Annotated in this window: 21 protein-coding genes and 1 pseudogene; 16 read left to right on the top strand and 6 right to left on the bottom strand. The window is 45.6% G+C overall.

All coding sequences use genetic code 11. From position 1 onward, the window contains the following. The first annotated feature begins 74 nt into the window (after positions 1 to 74). Complete coding sequence (locus MHB56_RS19305) at positions 75 to 758, top strand: metal-dependent hydrolase (RefSeq protein WP_340393414.1); 684 nt, start codon at positions 75 to 77, stop codon at positions 756 to 758. A 66-nt stretch (positions 759 to 824) separates the two neighbouring features. Here MHB56_RS19305 and MHB56_RS19310 read toward each other — a convergent pair whose 3' ends face one another. After that, a complete protein-coding gene (locus MHB56_RS19310) occupies positions 825 to 2,012 on the bottom strand; it encodes an MGDG synthase family glycosyltransferase (RefSeq protein WP_076129244.1) in 1,188 nt (395 codons plus the stop codon). 265 nt (positions 2,013 to 2,277) lie between these two features. Between MHB56_RS19310 and MHB56_RS19315 the strand changes: the two genes are divergently transcribed. The 5 genes from MHB56_RS19315 (at position 2,278) to MHB56_RS19335 (ending at position 12,269) form a co-directional block, all read left to right on the top strand. Further along, positions 2,278 to 2,853 carry a TetR/AcrR family transcriptional regulator gene (locus MHB56_RS19315; protein ID WP_076129243.1) on the top strand — a complete coding sequence of 192 codons (576 nt, stop codon included), beginning with the start codon at positions 2,278 to 2,280 and terminating at the stop codon, positions 2,851 to 2,853. Between the two features lie 212 nt (positions 2,854 to 3,065). After that, complete coding sequence (locus MHB56_RS19320) at positions 3,066 to 5,420, top strand: YhgE/Pip domain-containing protein (protein WP_339281736.1); 2,355 nt, start codon at positions 3,066 to 3,068, stop codon at positions 5,418 to 5,420. Between the two features lie 376 nt (positions 5,421 to 5,796). Next, complete coding sequence (gltB, locus tag MHB56_RS19325) at positions 5,797 to 10,392, top strand: glutamate synthase large subunit (protein ID WP_076302844.1); 4,596 nt, start codon at positions 5,797 to 5,799, stop codon at positions 10,390 to 10,392. A 169-nt stretch (positions 10,393 to 10,561) separates the two neighbouring features. Continuing rightward, positions 10,562 to 11,488, top strand: coding sequence for an ABC transporter ATP-binding protein (locus MHB56_RS19330; RefSeq protein WP_232061156.1), 927 nt, complete (start codon positions 10,562 to 10,564; stop codon positions 11,486 to 11,488). After that, positions 11,481 to 12,269 carry an ABC transporter permease gene (locus MHB56_RS19335; protein ID WP_076185050.1) on the top strand — a complete coding sequence of 263 codons (789 nt, stop codon included), beginning with the start codon at positions 11,481 to 11,483 and terminating at the stop codon, positions 12,267 to 12,269. Before MHB56_RS19330 ends, MHB56_RS19335 begins: the two co-directional genes overlap by 8 nt. 8 nt (positions 12,270 to 12,277) lie before the next feature. Here the strand turns inward: MHB56_RS19335 and MHB56_RS19340 are convergent, their stop codons facing one another. Further along, complete coding sequence (locus MHB56_RS19340) at positions 12,278 to 12,727, bottom strand: bactofilin family protein (RefSeq protein ID WP_038568928.1); 450 nt, start codon at positions 12,725 to 12,727, stop codon at positions 12,278 to 12,280. Between the two features lie 38 nt (positions 12,728 to 12,765). After that, complete coding sequence (locus MHB56_RS19345) at positions 12,766 to 14,046, bottom strand: M23 family metallopeptidase (RefSeq protein WP_076185051.1); 1,281 nt, start codon at positions 14,044 to 14,046, stop codon at positions 12,766 to 12,768. A 161-nt stretch (positions 14,047 to 14,207) separates the two neighbouring features. Here MHB56_RS19345 and cls point away from each other — a divergent pair, with 161 nt between their 5' ends. After that, entirely contained in the window at positions 14,208 to 15,638 is a 1,431-nt protein-coding gene (gene cls / locus MHB56_RS19350; RefSeq protein ID WP_076129238.1) for a cardiolipin synthase, read from the top strand. Between the two features lie 240 nt (positions 15,639 to 15,878). Then, on the top strand, positions 15,879 to 16,718 hold the full coding sequence (locus tag MHB56_RS19355) for a YitT family protein (RefSeq protein ID WP_248547977.1): 840 nt from the start codon (positions 15,879 to 15,881) through the stop codon (positions 16,716 to 16,718). 204 nt (positions 16,719 to 16,922) lie between these two features. Here MHB56_RS19355 and ligD read toward each other — a convergent pair whose 3' ends face one another. Continuing rightward, complete coding sequence (gene ligD / locus MHB56_RS19360) at positions 16,923 to 17,807, bottom strand: non-homologous end-joining DNA ligase (protein ID WP_076276844.1); 885 nt, start codon at positions 17,805 to 17,807, stop codon at positions 16,923 to 16,925. A gap of 123 nt (positions 17,808 to 17,930) precedes the next feature. Here ligD and MHB56_RS19365 point away from each other — a divergent pair, with 123 nt between their 5' ends. The 4 genes from MHB56_RS19365 (at position 17,931) to MHB56_RS19380 (ending at position 22,045) form a co-directional block, all read left to right on the top strand. Further along, the gene (locus tag MHB56_RS19365) at positions 17,931 to 18,533 is read left to right on the top strand and encodes an RNA polymerase sigma factor (protein ID WP_248547910.1); all 603 of its coding nucleotides are present in this window, start codon (positions 17,931 to 17,933) and stop codon (positions 18,531 to 18,533) included. Continuing rightward, a complete protein-coding gene (locus tag MHB56_RS19370; RefSeq protein ID WP_076302846.1) occupies positions 18,497 to 19,681 on the top strand; it encodes a hypothetical protein in 1,185 nt (394 codons plus the stop codon). Before MHB56_RS19365 ends, MHB56_RS19370 begins: the two co-directional genes overlap by 37 nt. Positions 19,682 to 20,396: 715 nt before the next feature. After that, positions 20,397 to 21,212, top strand: coding sequence for a hypothetical protein (locus MHB56_RS19375; protein ID WP_076302847.1), 816 nt, complete (start codon positions 20,397 to 20,399; stop codon positions 21,210 to 21,212). 26 nt (positions 21,213 to 21,238) lie between these two features. Further along, complete coding sequence (locus tag MHB56_RS19380; RefSeq protein WP_076302848.1) at positions 21,239 to 22,045, top strand: hypothetical protein; 807 nt, start codon at positions 21,239 to 21,241, stop codon at positions 22,043 to 22,045. A gap of 37 nt (positions 22,046 to 22,082) precedes the next feature. On the opposite strand, the gene MHB56_RS19385 is transcribed toward MHB56_RS19380, so the two are convergent. Further along, on the bottom strand, positions 22,083 to 23,030 hold the full coding sequence (locus MHB56_RS19385) for an ATP-dependent DNA ligase (RefSeq protein ID WP_076185057.1): 948 nt from the start codon (positions 23,028 to 23,030) through the stop codon (positions 22,083 to 22,085). 12 nt (positions 23,031 to 23,042) lie between these two features. Beyond that, positions 23,043 to 24,014: a non-homologous end joining protein Ku gene (gene ku, locus MHB56_RS19390; protein WP_076185058.1), complete on the bottom strand. Its 972-nt coding sequence runs from the start codon at positions 24,012 to 24,014 to the stop codon at positions 23,043 to 23,045. 139 nt (positions 24,015 to 24,153) lie between these two features. Between ku and MHB56_RS19395 the strand changes: the two genes are divergently transcribed. The 4 genes and pseudogenes from MHB56_RS19395 (at position 24,154) to tsaE (ending at position 25,470) form a co-directional block, all read left to right on the top strand. Beyond that, complete coding sequence (locus MHB56_RS19395) at positions 24,154 to 24,324, top strand: hypothetical protein (protein ID WP_175617343.1); 171 nt, start codon at positions 24,154 to 24,156, stop codon at positions 24,322 to 24,324. A 31-nt stretch (positions 24,325 to 24,355) separates the two neighbouring features. Next, a complete protein-coding gene (locus MHB56_RS19400; protein ID WP_036676525.1) occupies positions 24,356 to 24,541 on the top strand; it encodes an H-type small acid-soluble spore protein in 186 nt (61 codons plus the stop codon). Between the two features lie 149 nt (positions 24,542 to 24,690). Continuing rightward, positions 24,691 to 24,833 (top strand): annotated as a pseudogene (locus MHB56_RS19405) (multidrug resistance efflux transporter family protein); the annotation flags it as partial. A gap of 154 nt (positions 24,834 to 24,987) precedes the next feature. Beyond that, a complete protein-coding gene (tsaE, locus tag MHB56_RS19410; protein ID WP_076302849.1) occupies positions 24,988 to 25,470 on the top strand; it encodes a tRNA (adenosine(37)-N6)-threonylcarbamoyltransferase complex ATPase subunit type 1 TsaE in 483 nt (160 codons plus the stop codon). Positions 25,471 to 25,473: the final 3 nt, after the last annotated feature.

A 25,473-nucleotide genomic window follows, 5' to 3' on the forward strand; every position in this document is an offset into this window, starting at 1 on the left:
ATTTGGTGGATCTGTGAACCTCAGCGCTATATAGGGTAAACTAAACTATATGAATCTGGAGGTGGAAGATAACCATGAAAATCACTTATTATGGACATTCAGCTCTGCTGGTAGAGACGGGGAACGTGAAGGTTATTATTGACCCTTTTTTGTCAGGCAATCCGAACTCCGGTATTTCACCTGCCGATATTTCCGTTGATGCCGTTCTGCTTACTCACGGCCACTCTGACCATTTTGGAGATGCTGTCGAAATTGCCAAGCAGAATGATTGTCCGATCTTTGCGGTGTTTGAGCTTGCCGAATATTGCCGGGTGAAGGGTGCACAGGTAAAGCACATGAATATAGGTGGTAGTCATACCTATGCCGGGATGACTGTGAAATTTACGCAGGCATTTCATTCCTCATCCATTCAGGAGGGCGACTCTTGGATTTATGCTGGACAACCCGCGGGGATTTTATTGACGATTGAGGGCAAGACGATTTTCCATGCGGGGGATACCGCGCTATTCAGTGATCTGCGCCTCATTGGAGAAAGGAATGCGATTGCCCTGGCAGCTCTGCCTATAGGCGATATGCTTACCATGGGACCGGATGACGCCTTGCTGGCCGCACGCTGGCTGCGGGCGGATAAGGTGATCCCGCTACATTACAATACATTTCCGGATATTGCTCAGGATGGTGCTGATTTCTGCGATCGCCTGCACCAAGAGGGAGTGGAAGGTTTCCCACTTAAAGCTGGTGAGAGTGTAGAAATTTAAACCAATCCGATTTATATTAAAAAAAGCAGGTAGCCGGGGGAAATTCCCTGACTACCTGCTTATTCTTTAAGGTGTAATACATACAGGTTCTTCATTACGTGCTTGCGCTCTAGAGCCTCTGATTTCAGTTGCTTCGCTTACGGGGTTACCTAACATCTTCAGAACAGTAGTCGCACAGCTTTGCGGTTGATGTTTATCTGGAGCGAGACGTCGTCTGCGTTGCTCTTCCAGAACTGAATATTCACGAAGCATCATAGTGAACCATTTGTTCACTACTTCCGAGTCGAGCACCTCTGCCAGCCCAAGCTCTACGAAATATTGGCAGTTTTTCTCTTCCTGACCTGGAATAGCTTTATAGAAAAGCATCGGAATTCCTTTGGCCTGACCTTCTGTGCAGGTCATCCCTCCAGGCTTCGTGATCAGCAGGTCTGAGGCATCCATCAATTTATTGATTTCACTGCTATATCCCAGAATTTTAACATTGGGATGATTGAGCAGTGGATTGGACTTCATTTTGGCGATTAGCTTCTCATTACTGCCCATACAGAAGACGAGCTGAATATCATCCATTCTGGCGGTGAGGGAATGCATAATCTCTTTGCCGAACATTAACCCCCAACCTCCACCCATAATGAGTACGGTTGGGATATCAGCCAATCCCAGTTCCTTGCGCAGCAGCGTCTTGTTGGAGCGTTCCCAGAACTTTGGATGCACTGGGATGCCAGTCACGGTTACTAGCTCTGGAGCGATCCCACGGCCTGTCAGAATGGATTTGACACGTGGGGTAGATACGAGATAACGATTGACCTCGGAATTTACCCAGCTCCCATGCGCATCATAATCTGTAATTAATGTATACAGAGGCACATTTAATCCACGACGCTTTAGTCTGGAAATGACCGCAGCCGGAATGGGATGAGTGCAGATAATCAAATCAGGCTTTAGCTGTTCGATCACCTGTGAAGCATGTGTATAAAAAATCCGGTGAAGCGCCATTTTAGTCAACGGGTTCAATGATTTATGATATTGTGTCTTATACATCATGCCGACCAGCTTAGGCTGGCTGCTAACTGTTTTGCGGTAAGCGGAAAGAATCCAAGGGGCGACCGTCGGGTTAAGAAATTTCCCCAGCTCGATGACTCGGCACTGGACATCCGGATTCAGCAGCTTTATTCCTTCGGCCAGAGCATAGGCTGCTCCTGTGTGGCCCGTACCGAAGCCTTCCGAAAACAGCAGTACTCTTTTCTTTCGCATAAGTTCACCTGCTACTTTCCTTTTCTATAGAGATGCTTTCCTTCTTCTAATTATACTAGGAAATCTATACTATACTCACATTATACAAGTAAGACGTAAATAGAAAGTTAAAACCCTGCAATAAATAAAAAAATAAAAGGTTCGCCCAAAGTATTGCAAACTAGAAAACAACATGATAAAGTAGTGAATGACCAATTGACCGGATTAGTAAAATGGTCAGAAGTCAGCGGGAACGATATTTTCTGGAGAAAGGAAGTGTGCACAGGTGGCAGTGGTGGATCGAAGACAGCAGGTGCTTCAGGCCGCAGCGAAATCTTTTTCATTATTTGGCTATAAGGCAACTACAATGGATCAGGTTGCTAAGATTGCAAATGTCGGTAAGGGAACCATCTACACCTTTTTTACAAACAAAGAGCAATTGTTTGACGAGATCCTGCGCGATATGATGATGGAAATGAAGACGATAGCTGAACGGGAGATCAGGCGAGACAGACCTTTCTTTGATAACTTGCATCGTGTGCTGGATGCTCTGCTTGAGTTTCGAAGTGAGCAGGAGCTATTCATAAAACTTTCCCAGGAGAATCGCGAATTCGGTACGCCGCAGGCTGGAGAAGGACTCGAGAAGATCGAGAACGTAGTTTTAGAATATTTAGAACGGGAGGTGCAACAAGCGCTCCAACAGGGAGAAATCAAACCTTGCGATCCCAAAATCGTCTCGGTAGTCATGTTCAGATTATATATTGTATTGACTGCTGAACTGAATAAAACACATACTCCCTTGGACAAGGAACAGATCAAGATGTATTTTCATTTGTTTCTCGCCGAAGGATTGGCACAGTAAGGGTTGATTCAGGATAGGGATGGCGTTCTCAGCATCACTCGATTCGCTTTCCCTTAACAATTCTCAAGATGATTAGGCATTGAAGAAGAGCCGCAAGGCATTTTTTTATACCCTGAATTGACCGAATGGGGAAAACAGTCACTTAGTGTTACGTAATATTTCGCAAACAAAGCATTTTAAAGAGAGCATAAGCTCATAAGGAGAGAACCAGAATGAAATCATTATCCGTATTTACCAAGGATCTTGGAGCAGCCCTTAGAAATCCGAAGGTGCTGATTCCGATGATTGCTATCCTATTTATTCCGGTGATGTACAGCGGATTCTTCCTGAAGGCATTCTGGGATCCGTATGGCAAGATGAATGAACTTCCGGTTGCTGTGGTCAACCAGGATGTCGGCGCTAATTATGAAGGCAAGCAACTACAAGCCGGTAATGATCTTATAGAAGAGTTGAAGGTAACCGACGGCTTCCAGTGGAACTTCGTTTCCCTTGAAGAAGCGGAAGCAGGAATGAAGGACAATACTTATTATATGTCGATCATTGTTCCGGAAGACTTTTCTGCTAAAGCTACTACTCTTATGGATGATGAACCACAGCCGGCAAAAATTATTTATGAGCCAAATGAAGGTTATAACTTCTTGGCTGGTCAGATCGGTGGTACGGCTGTAGCAGAAATTAAAAATAAAGTATCTGCTAAAGTAACAGAAGCTTATGTTGAGTCTGTATTCAATCAGATTACAGAAGTATCTGATGGATTGGGCGAAGCCGGAGATGGTGCTTCCAAGATCGCTGATGGCGCTGGTAAGCTAGATGACGGAGCCTTGAAGCTGAAAGATAATCTACTTGTACTGACAGATGGTACAGGTAAACTTCAAAATGGTGTAGAACCCCTTACACAAGGTGTGACTGATTTGAATGCAGGTGCTACGGCGCTTAAAACAGGATCAACCACGTTGGCAAGCGGATTGCAACAATTGTCTACTGCACATACGCAACTTCAAGACGGTGTTGCACAAAGTTCTGCCGGCAGTAAACAGCTTAGTGACGGCTTGAAACAAGCTGTAACAGGTGCTACACAGCTTCAGGCGGGAACACAGTCTGCTGTGGATGGTACTTCTAAACTACAAGCAGGAACACAATCTTTAGTTGATGGCAGCGCGAAGCTGGAAGCGGGCTTAACTTCTTCCGTAGATGGCAGCGCGAAACTGGAAGCGGGTTTGCAAGCGTCCGCCGCAGGCAGCACGAAGGTAACTGAGGGTGCTAAAGCGGTAGCTCAAGGATTGGAGCAATTGGCACAGGCTAGTCCTGAGCTGGCACAAAATCCAGCGGTACAGAAGCTGCTGGCAGCTAGTGCAGCCGTGGCACAAGGCAGTGAGCAACTGCAACAAAGCCAAGAGCAGCTGGCACAGGGTGCTACTGCACTCCACAGTGGGCAAGAGCAACTGGCACAAGGTGCAACTCAACTGCACTCGGGTTCACAGCAGGTAGCTGCTGGTGTAACTCAGTTGCATGATGGAGCAAAGCAATTAAATGCTGGTAGCACACAGCTGTTGACAGGACAACAAAAACTGGCACAAGGCGCATCTGCACTTGTAACTGGTGGCGATAAGCTGAATGCAGGAATGCAACAATTTGGTGCGAAGCTTAAAGAAGCTGCAGCTGGAGGCAGCAAGCTGGCTGAAGGCGGTAAAGCACTTGGTGATGGTACCTCAAAACTGCTTAGCGGTGTAGGCGAACTAGGTTCCGGTATCAGTGCGGTTGCAGATGGTTCGAAAAAACTGGCTGATGGCGCAGGCGAGCTGAAAGATGGTATGGATGATCTGAAATCTGGATCAACAGAACTGGCAACTAAGCTTGGCGATGCTGCTGAAAAAACAGGCAGTGTGAACAAAACAGATGCAATGATGGAAATGTTCGCACAACCAGTTGTGGTTGAGGATAAAGTTGTGAATCATGTTCCGAATTATGGTACAGGTTTTGCTCCTTACTTCCTATCCCTTGGATTATTTGTAGGTGCTTTGATTTCAACAATTGTTATTCCAATGCGTGATTCGGCTGTCCTTGGTGCTAGCCGTATGAACCGTTTCATCAGCCGTACGCTTACCTTCACAATGATGAGCTTTATCCAGTCTATGCTGGCTGCTGTGGTTGTATTGTACGGACTTGGACTGGAAGTACAAAGTAAACCGCTATTCTTCGTATTTACATTCTTAACAAGCTTAGTTTACACATGGGTAGTTCAAGCGATTGTTACTTGGATGGATCAACCGGGACGTTTCGTTGTTATCGTTATTCTTATCTTCCAATTAACAACTAGTGCCGGAACATTCCCACTTGAATTGATTCCTAACTGGATGAAATTCTTTAATCCACTGCTTCCAATGACTTACACAGTTAGTGGTCTCAAAGCAGTAATTTCTACAGGTGACTTCAGTGCAATGTGGGGAGATGTAGGTATCCTGGCAATCTTTGGTCTTGGATTCCTTGCTCTTACCTTCGCTTACTTCATGACTCGTAGCCGTGAGAATGAAGTTGGAGTGAATAGTGAACAAGTTTTGACTGTATAAACTGATAAATTTTTTGAAAAAAAAGTATAAAAAAGCGTCTCCTCCGGGAGACGCTTTTTTTGATTTAAAATCATAAAAACCCTTTTTCTTGCAAACATATTAGAAGGAGTGAAAAATCTTGCAACGCTTTCATTGCATATGCACTTATGCGTTATTTATGCATAATTATGCAACATGAAGTTTTTTTAAACTTTTACTCGCTAAAGCTGTGATGCAAAAACAATTGTTAATCAGCATCATAAAAAAGTTTAAATTGCGCTGATGATACCTCGGTGATAAAATAATAGCACTAATCTGGATTGAATAATTATTAAGATTTTCATGTGAAAAATTTTCCTAAGACATTGCATACTTTATAATAGAAAGGTTGCGTTCGATGAAACACACTGAACTGCCCGTAAAACAGGGCCTGTATGATCCCCAGTTCGAAAAAGATGCTTGCGGCATGGGATTTGTAGCTCATATTAAAGGCACACCGTCTCACAATATCGTAAGTAATGCTTTGACAATGCTCTTTAATATGGAGCATCGGGGAGGCCAAGGTAGCGAACCCAATTCTGGTGACGGAGCAGGTATCATGCTTCAAATTCCGCACCGTTTCTTTGCAAGCGAAGCTCAGAAGCTAGGCTTTGCTTTGCCGGAACAAGGCCATTATGGCGTGGGCATGATTTTTTTATCTCATAACGAAGAAGTTCGGGCGCAGCATGAAGCTCTCTTAAGCAATATTATTGCTGAAGAAGGTCAAATAGTACTCGGCTATCGTGATGTGCCTACCTATGATGAAATGCTTGGCAAGACAGCGAAAGCTGCTAAGCCTTTTGTGCGTCAAGTATTTATCGGCCGCTCGGCTTCAGTCACGAATGAGTTGTCTTTTGAACGTAAGCTTTATGTAATCCGCAAACGTGCAGAGCTTGCCATTCGTTACGGTGGTGCAGAAGAGGATGAATCCTTCTATATTCCAAGCTTGTCGTGCCGTAAGATTGTATACAAAGGCATGCTGACTACAGAACAAGTCGGACAATTCTACCTTGATTTGCAGAACGAAGAGCTGGAATCAGCGATCGCGTTAGTTCACTCCCGTTTCAGCACGAACACCTTCCCAAGCTGGGAACGTGCGCATCCCTACCGCTTTATGATCCACAACGGTGAGATCAACACCTTGCGTGGTAATGTGAACTGGATGCATGCGCGCCAGTCATTGTTTAAGAGCGAAGTGTTTGGTGAAGATCTGAATAAGATCAAGCCTGTTATTAACCCGGATGGATCGGACACTGCAATGTTCGATAACACCTTTGAGTTTCTCTATTTGAGCGGACGCTCCCTGCCACAGGTAGCCATGATGATGGTTCCTGAACCATGGAGCAATCATGATAGTATGGATGCTGATAAAAAAGCATTTTATGAATATCACAGTACTCTAATGGAGCCATGGGACGGGCCTGCTGCAATGGGCTTTACCGATGGGATACAAATCGGCGCTATTCTGGACCGTAACGGCCTGCGTCCTGCTCGTTATTATGTAACGAAAGACGATATGATTATTTTATCCTCAGAAGCCGGTGTACTGGACATTCCAGCAGAGGACATCCTATATAAAGATCGCCTGAAGCCTGGACGCATGCTGCTCGTGGATACGAAGGAAGGCCGCATTATCTCCGATGAGGAAGTTAAATCGGCTATCGCCTCTGAGAAGCCTTATCGCCAGTGGCTGGATGAGCATTTGATCAGTCTTGATGAGCTTCCGGATGCACCTGAACTGCCAAATCCTAAGCATGACAATGTACAACAGCTACAGCAGGCTTTCGGCTATACTTTTGAAGACTTGCGTAAGGTGCTTGAGCCAATGGCATCTACTGGTGCTGAGGCTGTCGGTTCCATGGGTTATGATGCTCCGCTCGCCGTATTTTCGGACCGCCCGCAACGTCTCTATAACTATTTCAAACAAATGTTTGCTCAGGTAACGAATCCACCCATCGATGCCATTCGTGAAGAGCTGGTTACATCTACAACGACTACGATTGGACCAGAGCGTAATTTGCTTAAACCGGAACCGGAAAGCTGTCGCCAGATCTCGCTGCAAACGCCAATTCTTTCGAACGAAGATTTTGCTAAGATTCGCCATGTTCGCCGTGCAGGCTTCAAATCGATGTCTATTCCAATTCTTTTCCCGGCTGAGCTTGGGGCAGAAGGATTACGCATCGCGCTTGAGCGCATGAACGAGGCTGCTGACCGTGTTATGGCTAAAGGGCATAACATTCTGATTCTGACTGACCGCGGTGTGGACAGTGAGAATGCTGCGATTCCAGCTCTGCTTGCGGTATCGAGTCTGCATCACCATTTGATCCGCCAAGGAACACGGACGAAAGTTAGTATTTTGCTGGAATCCGGTGAACCACGTGAAGTCCATCATTATGCGTTGCTGCTCGGTTATGGTGTGAGTGCAGTAAATCCTTATCTGGCTTTTGAAAGCTTGGATGACATGATCGGTCAAGGTTTATTGCGGGGAATCTCGCATGAAAAAGCAGTGAAGAACTATATTAAAGCTGCGACTAAGAGCGTAGTTAAGATTCTTTCCAAAATGGGAATTTCGACGATTCAATCTTACCGCGGTGCGCAGATTTTTGAAGCTGTGGGTCTGAACTCTGAGTTCGTGGATCGTTACTTTACTTGGACACCTTCCCGGATTGGCGGTATTGGCTTGGAGGAAGTGGCAACTGAGGCGCTTATCCATCATAACCGTGCTTTTACAGAAAAAGACGGAAATGATAAGGTGCTTGACTCCGGTGGCGATTATCAATGGCGTAATGATGGGGAAGAGCATCTATTCAATCCACAGACGATTCATCTGCTTCAGCACTCTGTGCGTAGCGGGAATTATGATATGTACAAGAAATATGCTGCCCTTGTTCAAGGAGAAAGCGAGAAGCAATTGACGCTTCGTTCCTTGTTGCAATTCAAGTCAGCCTATGAACCGATTCCACTGGAAGAAGTAGAACCGGCATCATCCATTATGAAACGGTTTAAGACGGGTGCAATGTCTTTTGGTTCCATTAGTAAGGAAGCACATGAGACATTGGCCATTGCGATGAACCGGATCGGTGGCAAGAGTAATACAGGTGAAGGCGGCGAAGATCCAGCCCGCTATATTCCGGATAGCAATGGTGATTCACGTCGCAGTGCGATTAAACAAGTAGCTTCTGGACGTTTTGGTGTTACCTCGAACTACCTAGTTAACGCTGATGAGATCCAGATTAAAATGGCTCAGGGCGCTAAACCAGGGGAAGGTGGACAGCTTCCGGGACGTAAAGTTTATCCTTGGGTCGCTGAAGTACGTGGCTCAACAGCAGGTGTGGGTCTGATCTCACCTCCACCGCATCATGATATTTACTCTATCGAGGATTTGGCAGAGCTGATCTATGATCTGAAAAATGCAAATCCACGTGCAAACATTAATGTTAAGCTCGTATCGGAAGTTGGAGTGGGTACGATTGCTGCGGGTGTAGCCAAAGGGCGCGCTGATATTATCTTGGTTAGTGGCTATGATGGAGGTACAGGGGCATCGCCGATGAACTCCATTCGTCATGCGGGTCTTCCGTGGGAGCTTGGCTTGGCTGAAACCCATCAGACATTGATGCTCAACAATCTGCGTGACCGTGTAGTTCTGGAAACAGATGGTAAAATGCTAAGCGGCCGCGATTTGGCTGTAGCTGTATTGCTTGGGGCCGAAGAGTATGGTTTTGCCACTGCTCCGCTAGTATCTGTTGGCTGTATTATGATGCGTGTCTGCCAAATGGATACTTGTCCGGTTGGTGTAGCTACACAGAATCCGGATCTTCGTAAGAATTTTACCGGTGATCCGCAGCATGTAGTTAACTTTATGACCTTCGTGGCACAGGATCTACGTGAAATTATGGCAAGTCTCGGCTTCCGTACAATTGAAGAGATGGTAGGCCGTACCGATTGTCTAGACGCAACTCAGGCGTCGAAGCATTGGAAGAAGAAAGGCATAGATTTGAGCAGCCTGCTGCATACACCGGAATTACCGGAAGGAAGCACACGCTTCCGCAGTAAATACCAGAATCACGGTCTGGAAGAGACACTGGATGTTTCGCAGCTGCTCGACCTGGCAGCACCTGCACTGGAATCAGGTACGGCTGTTGAGGCATCACTGCCAATCACGAACGTTAATCGTGCCGTCGGAACTATCCTTGGCAGCGAGCTGACCCGCAAGTATGGGGCCGCAGGTTTGCCTGATGATACGATTCGGCTTCATTTCACCGGTTCTGCTGGTCAAAGCTTGGGTGCATTCGTGCCTAAGGGAATCACGCTTACGGTGGAAGGAGATTCCAATGACTATGTAGGTAAAGGATTGTCGGGTGGTAAGATTATTATCAAGCCATCTCCGAAAGCTACCTTTGCTGCTGAGGACAATATCATTATCGGAAATACTGCATTCTACGGTGCAACAGGTGGAGAAGCTTATATTAACGGTATCGCTGGTGAACGTTTTGCCGTCCGTAACTCCGGAGCGAAGGTTGTTGTAGAAGGCGTGGGTGACCACGGCTGTGAATACATGACTGGAGGCCGAGTGGTTGTCCTTGGTGAAACTGGCCGTAACTTTGCGGCAGGGATGTCAGGCGGTATCGCTTATGTCTACGACCCAGATAGAACCTTCATCGGCCGCTGCAATCTCGAAATGGTACTGCTCGAGAGAGTGGAAGAGTCTGAGGAGATCGAAGAGCTGCGTGAGCTGATTATCCGCCATACCGAGCTTACAGGTAGTGCGGCTGGCGCACGGGTACTGAATCAGTGGGCAGATAGCTTGCCGAACTTCGTTCGTGTCATTCCGAAGGATTACAAACGGATGATGGAGCAAATTCGCAAGGTAGAACAAACCGGATTGACCGGAGAAGCTGCGTTGATGGCTGCATTTGAAGCAAATATGCGCGAGCTTGCCCGTGTTGGCGGTTAAACTGTTGTACTTGAATGAAATAGGAACTAAATGAATAAGGGGACCTGACTCTTCCTAATACCGGAGAAGTCAGGTTCCTTTTTTTACTGGCAGACTCTTATCCTCTAGTGATTTTCGGAAAAAAGGGTATATGTGGTAAACTAGGTTATAGATGAAAGGAAGTGAGACTATGTCGAATACAGAAATATTGATGGAGCCTGTTGCCCGCCTGCAGGGAGTCACCAAAAAAATCGGCTCGAAAACGCTGGTGAGCGATTTAACGCTGGACATCCCGCCTGGACAAATCTTCGGTTTTTTGGGACCCAACGGAGCAGGTAAGACTACTACAATACGGATGATGGTAGGATTGATTTCCATTAGTCGTGGAGACATCTTGATCTGTGGCCGTAGTATTAAAAACCATTTTGAAGAGGCTATCGCAAATATAGGGGCCATTGTAGAAAATCCAGAGATGTACAAGTTCCTCACCGGTTATCAGAATCTGCGCCAATATGCACGGATGGTGCCAGGGGTAACAAAGCAACGGATAGATGAGGTTGTCGAGCTAGTCGGACTAGGTCAAAGAATTCATGACAAAGTTAAGACCTATTCGCTAGGTATGCGTCAGAGGCTGGGAGTGGCTCAAGCACTGCTGCACAGACCCAAGCTGCTGATTCTAGATGAGCCAACCAACGGGCTGGACCCACAAGGGATACGCGAGCTCCGAGACTATTTACGCCGTTTATGTCAGGAAGAAGGAACAACTGTATTCGTCTCCAGTCATTTACTTTCCGAGATGGAGCTCATGTGTGACAGCGTTGCGATTATCCAAAATGGACGACTGGTGGATGTGAAGCAGCTGAAAGGGGTAGGCAATACTGTAATGCCTCTGGGAGAAACCTTGTTCGAGGTTGATAATGCTGAGGCTGCGTTAGCCCTCATTGGACGTGGAGTATTTAAGAGTGGGGGACTTGTGCTTGAGGCAGAGCGTGAGGAGATTGCAGAATTAAATGCCAAGCTAGTGGCAGGTGGGATTAAGGTGTATAACATCAGAACCCTTGCCCGTACGCTGGAGGATCAATTCTTAGAGGTTACAGGAGGTGAAGGAATTGGGTGAGTTTACAGCTCTCATACATAATGAGAATATCAAAATATACAGCCGTGTCCGCACATGGATTATGCTGCTTATTCTTGCAGTGATGAGCGTGCTGCTTCCTGCGCTTATTTATTTCACAAGCGAAGGCGATTCATCGCTTATGGGGCTTTGGGACAACTTTCAGATGACGGTGAGTATTGCGTTCTTCTTGAATACAATCTTTACCGTTGTAGTGGCTTCTGACTCCGTAGCGGGCGAATTTACCTGGGGAACCATTAAGCTGCTGCTGATTCGCCCGTGGAGTCGCTCCAAGATCCTGCTCTCGAAATATATTTCCATGGTGTTATTCAGTTTGCTTAGCACCGCAGTATTGATTGCTTTTGGGTTTGGTGCTTCGTTAATCTTCTCCTCATCTTCGGGAGATACGATGTCATCCATTACGGCTTGGAGTCCAGCGGAATATTCCTTCCTAGATCTCCTATGTCGTTACATTGAGCTTTTCCTGACTGCTGCTCTGGCTTTCATGGTATCTAGCGTATTCCGCGCAAGTGGGCTGGCTATTGGATTATCCTTATTTATTATGTTTGCCAAGAGTATTTTTACGGTTATTTTTAGTCCAGAACGGTTTGAATGGGCCCAATACTTAATCTTCACACATATGGATCTAAGAGGCTACCTATTGTCGGATACGGGTCCGGGGGGCTCAACACTTGGCTTCTCCATAGCTGTATTAGCGGTGTACTATATCCTATTCCTGGCCATTTCCTGGATTGTCTTCCGTAAAAGGGACGTTGCTTCATAGAAATAAGTCTAGCCGGCTTCAAGTGTTCCTTGAGCTTTGGAGGAGCGCTTGGCTGCCTTGTCCTTTTTCATATTACTTTTGGGCTCACCTGCTTTTTCAGAGGTGGGCTGTTCTTGCATGGCAATGGAGCCATTCAGGAGGCTGCCTTCCATAATGCTAAGTGCTCCTGCTGAAATATTGCCATGCAATTCTCCGGTTCCGGTCATAATGAGTCTGCGATCAGCCGTAACATCACCGTATACTTTGCCGGCAATCACGATTTCTTCCGCTTTAATACTGGAGCGCACTGTTCCTTCTTCTCCTACAGTCACGACACCACTGCAAATAATCTCACCGCTAAAGGTACCCTCAATCCGCAGGTTTGTATCACATTGCACCTTACCCTCCAGTGTTCCTCCATGCCCAATTAGGGAATCGGTAGATTTAAAGGGGACACGCTGCTGCCGTTTGTTCCACATTTATAAATTCCTCCTATTTTGAAATTAAATGCAACCCTTTAGGGTTTGACATACGCCAAAGGGTTGACTGTTTTATTCTGCTTCACAACCTGAAAATGAAGATGAGGACCTGTGCTTCGGCCAGTGCTTCCAAGCAAGCCGATTTTCTGCCCTTTGCTAACCTTGTCTCCCGCAGATACGATCATTCCGTTCAAATGCATGTACCAGGTTTCCAATCCATTTGAATGCTTAATCACGATGTATTTTCCGCGTGCGCCCATTTGTTCCGCAGTAATAACCTCGCCATCTAAGGCAGCATATACAGGATCACCGATGTTCCCAGCAATATCGACACCGGAATGGAACGCAGACAAACCTTTGAATGGATCTGAGCGGTAGCCGAAGCTTGAAGAAATGACTTTGGACTCGGTAGGCCAGAGCGGTACAGCGTTAAGTTTAGCCTTTTCTGCACGGGCCTTTTGAGCTTGCAGATTTGCCTGTACGTTATTTTCATGCTCTGCCTGTGTGATCGTCTGTGTGATACTTTCCACCATTTCATCAAGCATCCCGTGAATCTCCTCAAAGTCATCCTTAGTTTCTTCCACCAAGCTCGTAGCGTCGTTCTGATACACCGCGATGTATTCTCCACCAACCTGCGGGGTGAGTGTTTTTGGAAGGGCTGCGGTGATGGCCCCAAAGCGGAAACTTATGGCGGATAGAGAAGTGGAAGATGAGTTCTCTTCTGTACTCTGCTTAAAGGAAGTCTCTTTAGGAACAGGAGAAGAAAGACGGTTCGATAAACCTAATGTTGAATTTGAAGTGGCCGATCCAGCTTTTGATTTTTCTGTTGCGGATTTCTCCGGTTGAGATTCATTCGTGTCTGTAGCGGCAGCAGCACCTTTGCTTTTGTTAATCAATGCTTGCAGCTCCTGTTCCAGTGCATTTACACTCTTCAGCTTGTCTTTAATGTTATCTGCCTCTTCCGAAAGTTCGCTGACCTGGCTACGAAGCTGTGTTAAATCTTTATCCTTGTCGGCGACCTTCATTTCCATGCGGAGATTGGTTAGCGATAGTGCGGCTGCCTCGGCTTCTAGCTGTGAGATGGACTGAGAGGCATGGAAATGCATAGAGGTGACCAGACTGGAGATAGACAGGGCTGCTGCTGCCGGTAAGGCGAACGCTAGCGGTTTGGAGATGTGGAGCTGTTTGACTGGACGTCCGGCATCCCTTACGACAAGCAGCGTAATCCGTTTATGATCTGGCTGACTCTTCATGGCTTCTCCTTTCTGCGGCTTATGGCAGCCGCTTGCGATACCTGAGGCTAACGACTTTTCTTCCATTAGGCTCATCCGAATTGTCCTACTACTCTATGTATTCCATATCTTTCAGGAACATGACAACGGTTTGTTTGAATAAAGAAGGAGAGTTACGGCAAAACCTGTACTAGAGTCATCGCAGAGAGTCTATTGCATCTGTTTTTATTAATTGAGGGGGTAGAGAATTGAAGATTTTCGCGATAATTCTAATTCTTTTTATCATACAGATTGCATTGATTGTATTTCTGGAGTACCGACGCCCGCAAAGGGCTATAGCATGGTTGTTTATTTCCTTCTGTTGTCCACCGCTCGGTCTGGCATTCTATTATTTTCTAGGTCGTGACTACAGACAGAATAGAAAATTGAACAAAAGATGTACTTCACTCTTCCGGGAAATCCGTTCGTATGTCACTGGTAAGATTAAGGTAGTAAAACAAGCGTCGGATACTGGAAACGCTCAGTTTGAGAATAACGAGGGTTTATTGGTTTTGCTTGCAAAGCTCTCGGAAGGGCCTATTACAGGCCATAACAAAAGCAGAGTGCTGTCAACTGCAAGAGAAGCTTACGACGCTATGCTGGAAGCCATGGAAGAGGCAAAAGAACATATCCACATGCAATTTTATATTTATCGTGATGATGAGATCGGAGAACAGTTTCAGGACGTTATGATTCGAAAGGCGCGGCAGGGAGTAAAGGTGCGTTTGCTTTGTGATGGACTGGGCAGTCATCGATTAAGCCGTAGGTTTATTCGAACCCTGAGAAATGCCGGGGTGGAGTTCCACTTTTTTTTACCTCCGATTAGTTCTTTACTGGATCGTCGGTTTAATTTCCGCAATCATCGGAAGATCCTAGTGGTGGACGGATTGATTGGTTTTACGGGGGGAATGAATATCGGTGATGATTACTTAGGAAAGGACGCCAAGATGGGTTACTGGCGCGATACTCATCTGCGTTTAGAAGGAGATTCTGTTTATTATATTCAGTATGTCTTCCTGAAGGATTGGAGACTGGCCTCTGGTGAAGGTATGAGTCATCCTCGTTTGTTCCCTGAGCACTCTTGCAAGGAGCAAGAGGCCGTGCAGATTGTAGGAAGTGGACCGGATGCTGCGATCGATGCTTCTCAGGAGATGTATTTTGCCGCTTTTTGCTCTGCTAGGGAACGGATCTGGATTACTTCACCGTATTTTATTCCGGACCCTGCGATTTGTCGTGCTTTGAAGAGTGCAGTCCTTCGTGGAGTGGATGTTAGAATCATCATTCCGGCAAAGCCTGATAATAAGCTTGTTTATCATGCTTCTTTGTCTTATCTGGAGAATTTACAAGATGCAGGCGTGAAGTTCTATCGCTACACCAAAGGATTTATGCATGCCAAAGTCATGATTGTGGATGATCTGCTGGGTACGGTGGGAAGTGCGAATCTGGATATGCGCAGCTTCTATTCTAATTTCGAAATGACAGCGGTTTTGCTGCATCCTGAGACGATAGCAGAGCTAGTCGCGGGGTTTGAAAAGGATCAAAAGAACAGTGAATTCATTGATCCTGTAAAATTTAAGGAGAGAGGGAGAATTGTCAAACTCGGTGAAGGGCTATGTCAGTTGTTATCACCGCTGTTATGACCGGAAAGAGGACTAAATCTGAATTTTTCGAAGGATAGTACGTGTTCCATTCATTATTAGAGCATATTTTGTGATATAATAATTGTATAAGAAGAAATGTAAGAAAGTATAGATTGTAGTTATACTTCCGAATGTTTCAAAACTATACTGTTAAATTGTAGGGGGAGTTCTATGAATGTGAGTCCACAAATGTTTACCAAAGAGGAGCAGAACAAACTGCAGAAGACCGGTGCCCATAAAATGGCTAAGTTCGCGCAGCGTATGATCATGTTATCCGTAGGGGCCGCCATGATGGCTGTTGCACTTGAGATATTCCTAGTACCTAATCAAATGATTGATGGCGGGATTACCGGTATCTCCATTATTTTATCACATTTATTTGACATTCCTCTGGGTATATTATTGACACTGCTCAACCTTCCGTTCCTGTTAATCGGTTATAAGCAAATCGGTAAGACATTTGCCTTATCTACCTTATATGCGATTTTACTTATGTCTATCGGCACTTCAATGCTGCATCATGTAGAGGCCTTTACAGTTGAACCGATGCTTGCTGCCGTGTTTGGCGGTATCATTCTAGGTGTAGGTGTTGGATTGGTTGTACGTTTCGGGGGATCTCTAGACGGTACAGAAATTGTTGCGATTTTGGTAGCCAAGAAGCTTCCCTTCTCTGTAGGTGAAGTAGTTATGTTCTTCAACCTGTTCATCTTGTCCGGAGCTGGATTTGTGTTCGGTTGGAATAACGCGATGTTCTCCCTGATTGCTTATTATATTGCATTTAAGGTTATTGACATCACCCTTGAGGGTCTGGATCAATCGAAATCAGTATGGATTATCAGTGATAAATTCCGCGATATCGGGGAAGCTCTGACAGAGCGTCTTGGACGTGGTGTTACTTATTTAGATGGAGAAGGCGGATTTTCCGGTGAGAACAAGAAAGTGATCTTTGTAGTTATCACCCGTCTGGAAGAAGCTAAGCTTAAAACCATTGTTGAAGATTGGGATTCTGATGCATTCATCGCAATAGGTAACATCCATGATGTTAAAGGTGGCCGCTTCAAGAAGAAATCCATCCACTAGCGTAGCTCTTAAGTATCATTAACTGAAAGAAGGTATTTTTACGGATAAAAAAGCAATAAATACGGTGAACAAAGCTCGGCCTGCCGTATTCTTATATAGTATACCTTCTGTCCTTGAGTGGGACGCCAAATAAGCTCGTAGCATGTAGTTGATGCTGCGGGCTTATTGCTGTTTTTAGGGTCTTTTTTCTATGGGATTGCTCCTTTATGGGAGCTTAGCAATGAGCTGTTCAACGGGCTGTGGGGGCACTTTCTCTAAAAGATCTCCCATACGCAGAAGGCGTTCCTCGATATTGAGCAGATGAAAATTAGAGGGAGATACATTTTGCTGAACCTCCTCCCAGAGCAAGGGTGTAGAAACTGTAGCAAATGGTCTTGCGCGTGGTGTGTAAGGTGCAGCTAATGTTTTGCCGCTATAATGCTGAAGGTAGTCAAAATAAATTTTATCTCCGCGATTCTTTTTTAGACGTTCCAGGGTGAACAGGTTGGGATGCTTTTCGGTGACATAACGACCCACAAAATGCCCGATTTTCCGCAATCCATCAAAAGTAACGCCAGTCTCGATAGGGACGATGATTTGCACCCCGGTAGCACCGGAGGTTTTGGGTACAGAGGAGAGGCCAAGAGAGGTTAAGACCGCCCCAACGATCGCAGTTGCTTCCATGATGCGAGGTTCGATCTCAAGTGACGGATCAAGATCAATCATCCACTCACAGGGCAGCTCGCTGCCTACATAATGCAGGGAAGGGTGGAATTCCAAAGCAGCCAGATTCCCCAGCCAGATCAGCTCAGGTAAACCTTGCAGCTTGATATAGTTAATATTCTCGTGCACAGCGGTTTGGACAAAGGCCGGAAGAGGATCAGGCGCATTTTTCTGATAAAAGGACATTCCAGAGATGCCGTGCGGATAACGAATGACGGTAAGCAGCCGGTCTCGGCAATAACGCAGCAGATAGGGAGAGAGTGCAGCGAGCTTTTGCAGATAAATCCGTTTGGTAATGCCACATTCAGGCCACAGCAGCTTCTCTGGGTTAGTGATGATGATTTCTTCTCCGTCGATGGTAATTGTACCTTTGATCGCTGCCGGCATCGGGGAAACTCCTTTCTGTGATAGGAATGAAGGTATTATGTGTCAGTCTGCTCCTTTTCATGAAAAAAATATTCCCAAAGTGTCCCTTTTGGATGATCATAAGACTTATAAGGATATACGTTAATGAGAAAGGGGAGTTTGCTGATTTTGGACGGGATCGAGCACACTGTTGTTCGGGTACAGTCAGGCGAGGTAGATTCCTACGCCTTGATCGTCGAGGCTTTTCAAAAGCCGATTTACCGCTATTGCTGTCGGCTGCTTGGGAGCCGTACTGAAGCGGAGGATGCAGTACAGGAAATTCTGGTAAAGGCATATCAGCATATAGGCACATACCGCCCTATCGCGAGCTTCTCTTCATGGCTATATAAAATTGCCTACCATCATTGCCTCAGTCTGATCCGCAAACGTCAAAGCCAAATAAAGTTTATGGCGCTTTTTCAACCAGATCCGCCTGCAGAAAGCCCGGAACAGTTGATGGACCGTTACATATTTAACGAACATCTGACTTTTGCCCTCGAGAAGCTGAAGACAGAGGAGCGAAACCTGTTAGTACTTAGAATCTTTGAGGAACAGAGCTTCCCGGAGATTGCGGAGATTCTGGATAAGAATACTGATGCTGTGAAGAAAAAATACAGGCGAACGATTACGAAGCTTGGCAAAATGCTGAATGCTCAGAAAGGGGGAACGGAATGGTGCGGCAACGAGGCTTTGTTGAAGAGAAAATGATCAAGAAAATGGATGCGGTAGGGAGCTGCGAAGAGCTGGATGTAAAAGCAGCTGTTATGAAGCGGGTAAGAGCAATTCATGAACAACAGAATAGGATTGACGGTGAAAGGACGAACATCGTTATCGAGCTGAATCCGTTTCCAGAACCGGAAGATCCTATTATGCAGAAGCAAAAAGAGATGCCCCAACACCCGTCTAGGTTTAGAAAAAGAGTGCTCACTGGAGTCTCCGCGGCTGTATTGCTAGGGATTATCGGGTTGGGTGCTTTTCAGCTATCTGCTGATGGAGATTTATCGGAACAAGGTAGCCAGGTTACAATTGATATCTCAAAACCCCAAGGTGGTATTATTACACTAGTGAACAGCGGAGGGAAGGCTGTTGTGAAGACGGTGCATAATAATACGCCTGATCCGACAACCTCGCCTGCGATAGAAAAGTATCAGAGCTTATCTATGACTTATAAAGAGCAAGTGCTTGCTCGTTTAAACACTGGGGAAATGGCTGCTTATTATGTGAAGGATGCTGAATTAAATAAGCTGGAGTTAGGGTTAGGCTATGGAAATCAATTGCAGTTTGCTTTTATTTCGCCGGTGTATTCGAAATATCAAGACTTCGTAAAAGAATTAAAAACGGTTGGCGATTTCTGGCCAGGGTTGCCTTCCTCGTTAGCTGATGGTTATGAATTCGAGCAAGGAACTTTTAATGCAGCTCCCCTATACAAGTCGCTAGACACAGAATATGAAGAAATCCTTGAACAATTTCAAAAAAAGGCTACAACCGATAAAACTGGACAAAACTTGTTTATGGAGAAGATAGCTGCAAATTCCATAGATAATGCTGAGGTTACCTACCACAACGGAGATCAAAGAATTACACTATCCTTAAGGCAGAGTGTTTTTAAGGGTTATACCATGCAAGTGTCTATCTTGGAAGGCCAGACTGCTGAAAAATGGTCTGTGACAGGTACAGGTAAAGAGGCAATATTTATCGCGGCGGGTACTGGAAAAGGGAAGAATGCTTGGTCTTCTCAGAATCGATTGTATTGGTATGATGAAGTCACCCAGATGGTTTTTTCTCTAAGCGACAAGCAGGAGAGTAAACTGACTCGTGAGCAATGGCAAAAGATTGCCACCAGTTTTATTCACTAGCTACTGTTCTAACTGTACATTAGGAGAAGCTGTCTCAAAAGTAGTGAATTCTACTTGGGAGGCAGCTTTTTTATGGAATAGGGGAATAATGGATTTTACTGTGCCATGTGACGATATGCCACGCGTAGAGTTCTATGCTAATGGTTGGGACGGTGGGCGATGTGCGATGTGCTATGTATGATTTTCGTGCGGCTTGCAGTAGATGATTTGTGGAATTAGTGGTATATGTGACGGTGGACTATGGGCGATACGTTCTGTGTTTGTGCAATGTATAGAATGCTTTAAACTAATTAGGGAAAAACTCCCTGAAAATAGCCGCTATTTGCTCTAAATGAACGAAATCAGGGAATTCCTCCCTAATAATCAGGAGAATTGCTTTATTCGTTGCCGAATTGGCTGAATTTCAGGGAAGTTTTCCCTAATTATAGGTCCAATGAACAGAAATATCTGAGGTTTAGGGAGAAATTCCCCAATTGTTCTAAAAGTGCTCACTTATTGCATCATTAGGAGCATCACTTGATGCGTCACTTGATGCGTCACTTGTAATGTTAAGAACAAAAAAGAGGCTTTCCCAAGCAACTATTTCATGGCTTTTGGGACAGCCTCTTTTTTGTGAAAAAATGTCCCTTTTTCTAATGTTGGATTGTTATAGAAGTGTAGTTAAAAAACAGGGGTGAAAATACATTTACCTTATTGAAGGAGAGGATGTTAGAAATTGAAGCTCCATTCTGATTTCAAAAAAACAGTTATCGCGTTCTCTGCAGCAATCTTGCTGGGAACAGGAGTGGCCGGGGGTGTGGATGTACCCGGCTTGTCTCTTACAATTGCGGCGGCATCAGGAGCGCAGGTTGCATCACAAACCGATCAGAAGACCCAAAAGGAATTGCAGGCACTCGTAGCTGGAGTGAAGGAAGGTACGCTTTTGGCCTACTACGTACGGGATAAAGTCTCCAATCCACAGGATGCGATCAGCTTCTCTGGCAAAGGGTTTGTTTTTAAGGACTATAAATCCTTTGCTGCGAAGTTTAAAGCGCTAAGGGGTCCGTCTATTCCGCAGCCCGGAAATCTTCCTAAAGGCTTCACTCTGGCGAGAGCCATCATCTATCCACCGGCTGTAGCTAATGATTCAGAGCTGTATTTGCAACTAGAGCAGGAATTGAAGGCAGCAGCGGTTGCTGGTAATTCTAATAAACAGTTGTTTAGTAAAATCATCAGCTGGAACCAGACGAATTTGTCTATGCAGCTGTATGCCAAAGGAAAAGCCAATTTTAGCATTGTAACTGGGTCGCCGCCCGCCAAACTTCCGGAAGGAGCGGTACCTTTTGTAAGAGCCTCGGAATCTAAAAAAGAATTAACGGTCAACGGCAGGAAAGTAGTACTTACAACTGATTCCGCTAAAGACGCAAGCTTTAACACAAAGCTAGTATGGCTGGATAACTCAGGCACGATACAATATACCCTTTCAGACAATCGGGCCAGTACGCTGACGACAAATGAAATGCTGGCGGTAGCTAAAACCATGATCAAATAACCAAGGGGCTAAAGGAGGATATTATAATGATGATTAAGAAAAGCGCGGCGATTACAGCCTTAAGCTTATTAGTATTGATAAGTGCGGTGAGTGGAACAGCAGGCGCAGTGCCTGCGGGGAGTAATAATAAAAGTAAAGCTACCGCACCCGTTGAGCAGAATACGCCCATATCTTCAACGATTGAAGCTTTGATTGCCAAAGAAAATACAGTTCCCTTACAAGCAGGCGAACTTAAGATCCTGTATGTAAATGATAAGAAATCTAATCCACATGAAACCTTGAGTATAAGCTATATGCCATATAGATTCAGTTCTATAAACGAAGCGGCGCAGAAGTTACTTTCATTAAGCGGGAAGTCACTCCTGATACCTACTTCTCTACCAGAGGATTATAAGTTACAGGATGTCGTTTTAAATCCAGTGATTCCAATGTTTTTTAGCTCAGAGTATAAAACCCTTAGGGATCAGTTAAAAGCTAAAGCCCAAGCTGGTGGTAAAAAGGTGATTTCGCAAAGCTTGAAGTGGAGCAATACAGAAACCTCTATCACCTATCTACGAAATGGAGAGAGATTGAATTTAAGATCTGCACCTGCATACACGCTACCGGAAGGGGTGACTTTGGCCCAGCTGCCTGGGGATCAGGATGAGAGCTTGACCATCAACGGGGTTGAGGCGATTTACACAGTTTTTGGGCCTCATCAGGGTGATCTTAAAGTCCAGCTGGTATGGTCCAGTGCTGATGGAAGTGTCGATTATACACTTACGAGTACAAAAAATACTGCGCAGACAAAGGCAGAGCTTGAGGCCCTTGTAACAAGTTTTACAGCACAATAAGAAACGTCCTCCCATTTCAGATTGGGAGGACGTTCTTTTATCCTTTTTGCTCCATTGTGCATGCCTCCGGGGGAAGATTCACTTTAGCTTGAGTAACAGGCTGACGCAGAGTGCCCGAGGTGTTCCATTCCAGAAAATGAACTTTGAAGACGAGCTCCGGCTTTATCCAAAAAGCACCCTTACCTCGTTGTGGAACATCTGCAAAGGGCATCCGATCCAGCTTAAGGCGGTGTGCCTCCGCAGTTAAGTCGCGTTTATCCTGCACAGTCAATTTTCCCGGACCGGCATGTCCGATATAATGCAAATTTCCTTTATCATCATAAAGACCAAGAAGCAGTGCGTTGACGATACCGTCACGGAACGTCACACCCCCGGCTACAGCTGTAATATCAGAACTGATTTTGCGTTTCTGCCAACGTTTATCTTTTCCGCCCGGAGCATAAGTGCTGTTGATGTCCTTGCAGACGATTCCTTCCAAGCCCTGGTTCTGAGTGGCGGCGAACAGTTCTGTAGGATCGGTATAACTTGGCACAGCTTGAACATGGGGATGCGGCAGCAGAATGTCACTTAACAGCTGCTGCCGCAAGAATAATGGTTGATCCATCGTCGATTGGCCATTATAAAACAGAATATCAAATATCATATAAATGACAGGAACCTGATGCCTAACGACGGAAATCGTGGAACCGTTTTTCAAACTGTCCCTCCGCATCACCTCATGAAATGAGGGTTTGCCGTCCTTGAGCGCGATAATCTCACCATCAAGAATCACGGAGTCAGCCTTGCAGTAAGCAGATACATCAATAAGTTCTGGATATTGCGTGGTACGGTAATTGCCACGTCTGTTAATAAGCTGAGTAGTGCTTCCATCGTAATAGGACAACATCCGTACGCCGTCCCATTTAATTTGTGCGATCCACTGGTCACCTGCTGGAAGCTGCCCAGCCAGTATAGGTTCAAAAGGAATAATGGGCTGAAGCTTCATCCGCAGAGCCTCCTAAGATACGGTTGTTTTGCTTTTCGTGCTGCGGCGTTTCGGTTTTGGCGTGATGACTGGAGTCGGCCCGGAGACCTCGTTTTGCTGCTCCGCAGGTTCCGCGGCGGTTGTTTTGGTCTTGGCTGTTTTTCTTTTGGCAGCAGGAGCCGCTTTAGTTTTGGTTTTTGTGTTGCCTGTTAATGAAGGACCAGGGTCTGAAGGAATATGCTGCACAGCTTGAATACTAGCCTGCAAGGCAGCCATTAGATCAATCACATTGCTTTCCTGTTTAGCAGGAGCGATATGAAATTCCTCGCCTGCAATTTTATGTGAGATCAGATCAAGCATACGCTGGCGATAATCATCGGTATATTTTGCCGGATCAAAAGGAGTGGATAGCTGTGAGATCAGCAGCTTAGCCATTTCCAGCTCTTTATCGTTCACTGTCCCTGCTTCGGGCAGACCAGGCACTTGCGAGATCGGCCGCACCTCATCAGGATAAAAAATGGTCTCAATCGCAAGGCAATCCTCAAGCACACGGATCGCTGCCAGACTGCTTTTTGAGCGGATTGAAATTTTGGCGATACCAATTTTACCTGTCTGCTTCATGGCCTCCATAAGAAGTCGATAAGCATTTGAGCCTGCCTGATCCGGGGATAAATAGTAGGTTTTTTGAAAATAAATCGGATCGATCTCCGTCAGGTCTACAAAGTCGAGAATGGAGATGCTTTTACTGGTCTCGTCGGATAGTTGATCCAATTCCTCTTTGTCGAAGAGCACAAACTTCCCTTTTTCATACTCATATCCTTTACCGATCTCTTCCCAAGCTACCTCTTTGTCACACACCGGGCATTTGCGTACATACGACAGCGGGCTGCCACACTCCTTATGGATATAACGCAGAGAAATGTCCTTGTCTTCCGTAGCGGAGAACATTTTAACCGGAACATGCACAAGCCCGAAGCTGATGGCTCCTTTCCAAACGGTATGCATGAGAAACACCTCCTGATCTAAGTTGATTTGCTTTGGGTTAGTATGAGGCAGGAAAGGCTTTTCTAGCCGGGTGCATTTTTTGAGAAGCTTGGGAAAAAATAAACTCGGACCTGTGAAGTTGAGGAGGAGAATCTAAGGTATGGAACCAAGAGATAACGAATGGAGCGATGCGCTGAGCGAGCAGGATATTCCGGCCACAGTTGTGGATTGGGAGAGCATTATTGCGTCCACGGAGGCCAGTCAGGTTTCCGATTCGGAAAAGCTAGATGCGGAACGAACCCTCGAAGATACGTCACCCTTAGAATCGTAAACTTTAGGAAAGATAAAGGAGGAGAACAGTTGTGGACGTCAAACGGGCACAGGATATTTATGCTTCTAAAGAAACTGTAAGTGTACATTTGGATGGGGAGCCTGTATGGATTGAACATGTGGATGAAGAGAACGGAATGGCTACGGTACAAGTTGGCTCTCGACCAACCAATACGCACACTGTGGGTGTTGAACGACTCGAAGAGCAAGAGCACTAACAAAGGTCTACTTAGAGCGTACGTTAAAGCTGAATTATAGTTTTTAAAAAAAGAGACTTTTTATGCTTAAGTTTGCGTAAAGGTCTCTTTTTGATTTGGAGCATAACTGACATCAAGGTTGACGGTGTAAGATTTAAACCAATATATTGGATCAGGCAGGACAGTCCATTATTGTTGCGCTGTGTTCAGGAGTTATTGCCACAGTATTATTCTTTCAGGCTACAGATATGGTAGGAGCAGCATGAGCGGATTAGCGGCAGTCGAAGCCACCCAATCTCGCAGCGTTCGGTATCGAAATTCAGCTTAACCACGCAAGTGAAGAAGAGGGCTGTACCTCCTTCGGCTTAAACAATGGGCAGGGACAGTTGTTGCGGTGGATGGACCATACCGATATAATTGAATGTAATGGTTTTCGACAGGTATATTTTAAAAGGTGGTAGTTGTAGTTGGACAAAACAGTCGAAACGGTGTTCACTTACCGTTCTTATAATCTGCAGGATACGGAGCAACTGGCAAGTGCAATAGCTGCTGCTTCAACGGCAGGCATGGTTATCGGTTTGGACGGTGATCTAGGCGCAGGAAAAACGGCCTTCTCGCAAGGTTACGCTCGCCATCTTGGAGTGAAAGGGATCGTAAACAGTCCTACTTTTACTATTATTAAAGAGTACGAAGGTCGTCTGCCGTTATATCACATGGATGTATATCGGATTTCACTTCAGGAAGCAGATGAGCTTGGATTGGATGAGTATTTCTATGGTCAGGGTGTTTGTTTGGTAGAATGGAGTAGTATTATTACGGATTTAATGCCGCCGCGGCATATGCATATATACATGGAAACAGTTGGACCGGAGGAACGAATCATTACGGTGACCGGAATCGGGGAGCCTTATGGTGAACTTTGCCGGGAGCTGATCCAGAAGTGGGGTTAATAA

Source organism: Paenibacillus sp. FSL H8-0315, assembly GCF_038005365.1.
Lineage (GTDB): Bacteria > Bacillota > Bacilli > Paenibacillales > Paenibacillaceae > Paenibacillus_AQ > Paenibacillus_AQ odorifer.

What these genes read in the sequence shown, in the direction of transcription:
- MHB56_RS19305 (WP_340393414.1), top strand. Translation starts at nt 75, where the DNA reads ATGAAAATCACTTATTATGGACATTCAGCTCTGCTGGTAGAGACGGGG.
- MHB56_RS19310 (WP_076129244.1), bottom strand. Translation starts at nt 2,012, where the DNA reads ATGCGAAAGAAAAGAGTACTGCTGTTTTCGGAAGGCTTCGGTACGGGC.
- MHB56_RS19320 (WP_339281736.1), top strand. Translation starts at nt 3,066, where the DNA reads ATGAAATCATTATCCGTATTTACCAAGGATCTTGGAGCAGCCCTTAGA.
- gltB (WP_076302844.1), top strand. Translation starts at nt 5,797, where the DNA reads ATGAAACACACTGAACTGCCCGTAAAACAGGGCCTGTATGATCCCCAG.
- MHB56_RS19330 (WP_232061156.1), top strand. Translation starts at nt 10,562, where the DNA reads ATGTCGAATACAGAAATATTGATGGAGCCTGTTGCCCGCCTGCAGGGA.
- MHB56_RS19340 (WP_038568928.1), bottom strand. Translation starts at nt 12,727, where the DNA reads ATGTGGAACAAACGGCAGCAGCGTGTCCCCTTTAAATCTACCGATTCC.
- MHB56_RS19345 (WP_076185051.1), bottom strand. Translation starts at nt 14,046, where the DNA reads ATGGAAGAAAAGTCGTTAGCCTCAGGTATCGCAAGCGGCTGCCATAAG.
- MHB56_RS19355 (WP_248547977.1), top strand. Translation starts at nt 15,879, where the DNA reads ATGGCTAAGTTCGCGCAGCGTATGATCATGTTATCCGTAGGGGCCGCC.
- ligD (WP_076276844.1), bottom strand. Translation starts at nt 17,807, where the DNA reads ATGCCGGCAGCGATCAAAGGTACAATTACCATCGACGGAGAAGAAATC.
- MHB56_RS19365 (WP_248547910.1), top strand. Translation starts at nt 17,931, where the DNA reads ATGAGAAAGGGGAGTTTGCTGATTTTGGACGGGATCGAGCACACTGTT.
- MHB56_RS19370 (WP_076302846.1), top strand. Translation starts at nt 18,497, where the DNA reads ATGGTGCGGCAACGAGGCTTTGTTGAAGAGAAAATGATCAAGAAAATG.
- MHB56_RS19380 (WP_076302848.1), top strand. Translation starts at nt 21,239, where the DNA reads ATGATGATTAAGAAAAGCGCGGCGATTACAGCCTTAAGCTTATTAGTA.
- MHB56_RS19385 (WP_076185057.1), bottom strand. Translation starts at nt 23,030, where the DNA reads ATGAAGCTTCAGCCCATTATTCCTTTTGAACCTATACTGGCTGGGCAG.
- ku (WP_076185058.1), bottom strand. Translation starts at nt 24,014, where the DNA reads ATGCATACCGTTTGGAAAGGAGCCATCAGCTTCGGGCTTGTGCATGTT.
- MHB56_RS19395 (WP_175617343.1), top strand. Translation starts at nt 24,154, where the DNA reads ATGGAACCAAGAGATAACGAATGGAGCGATGCGCTGAGCGAGCAGGAT.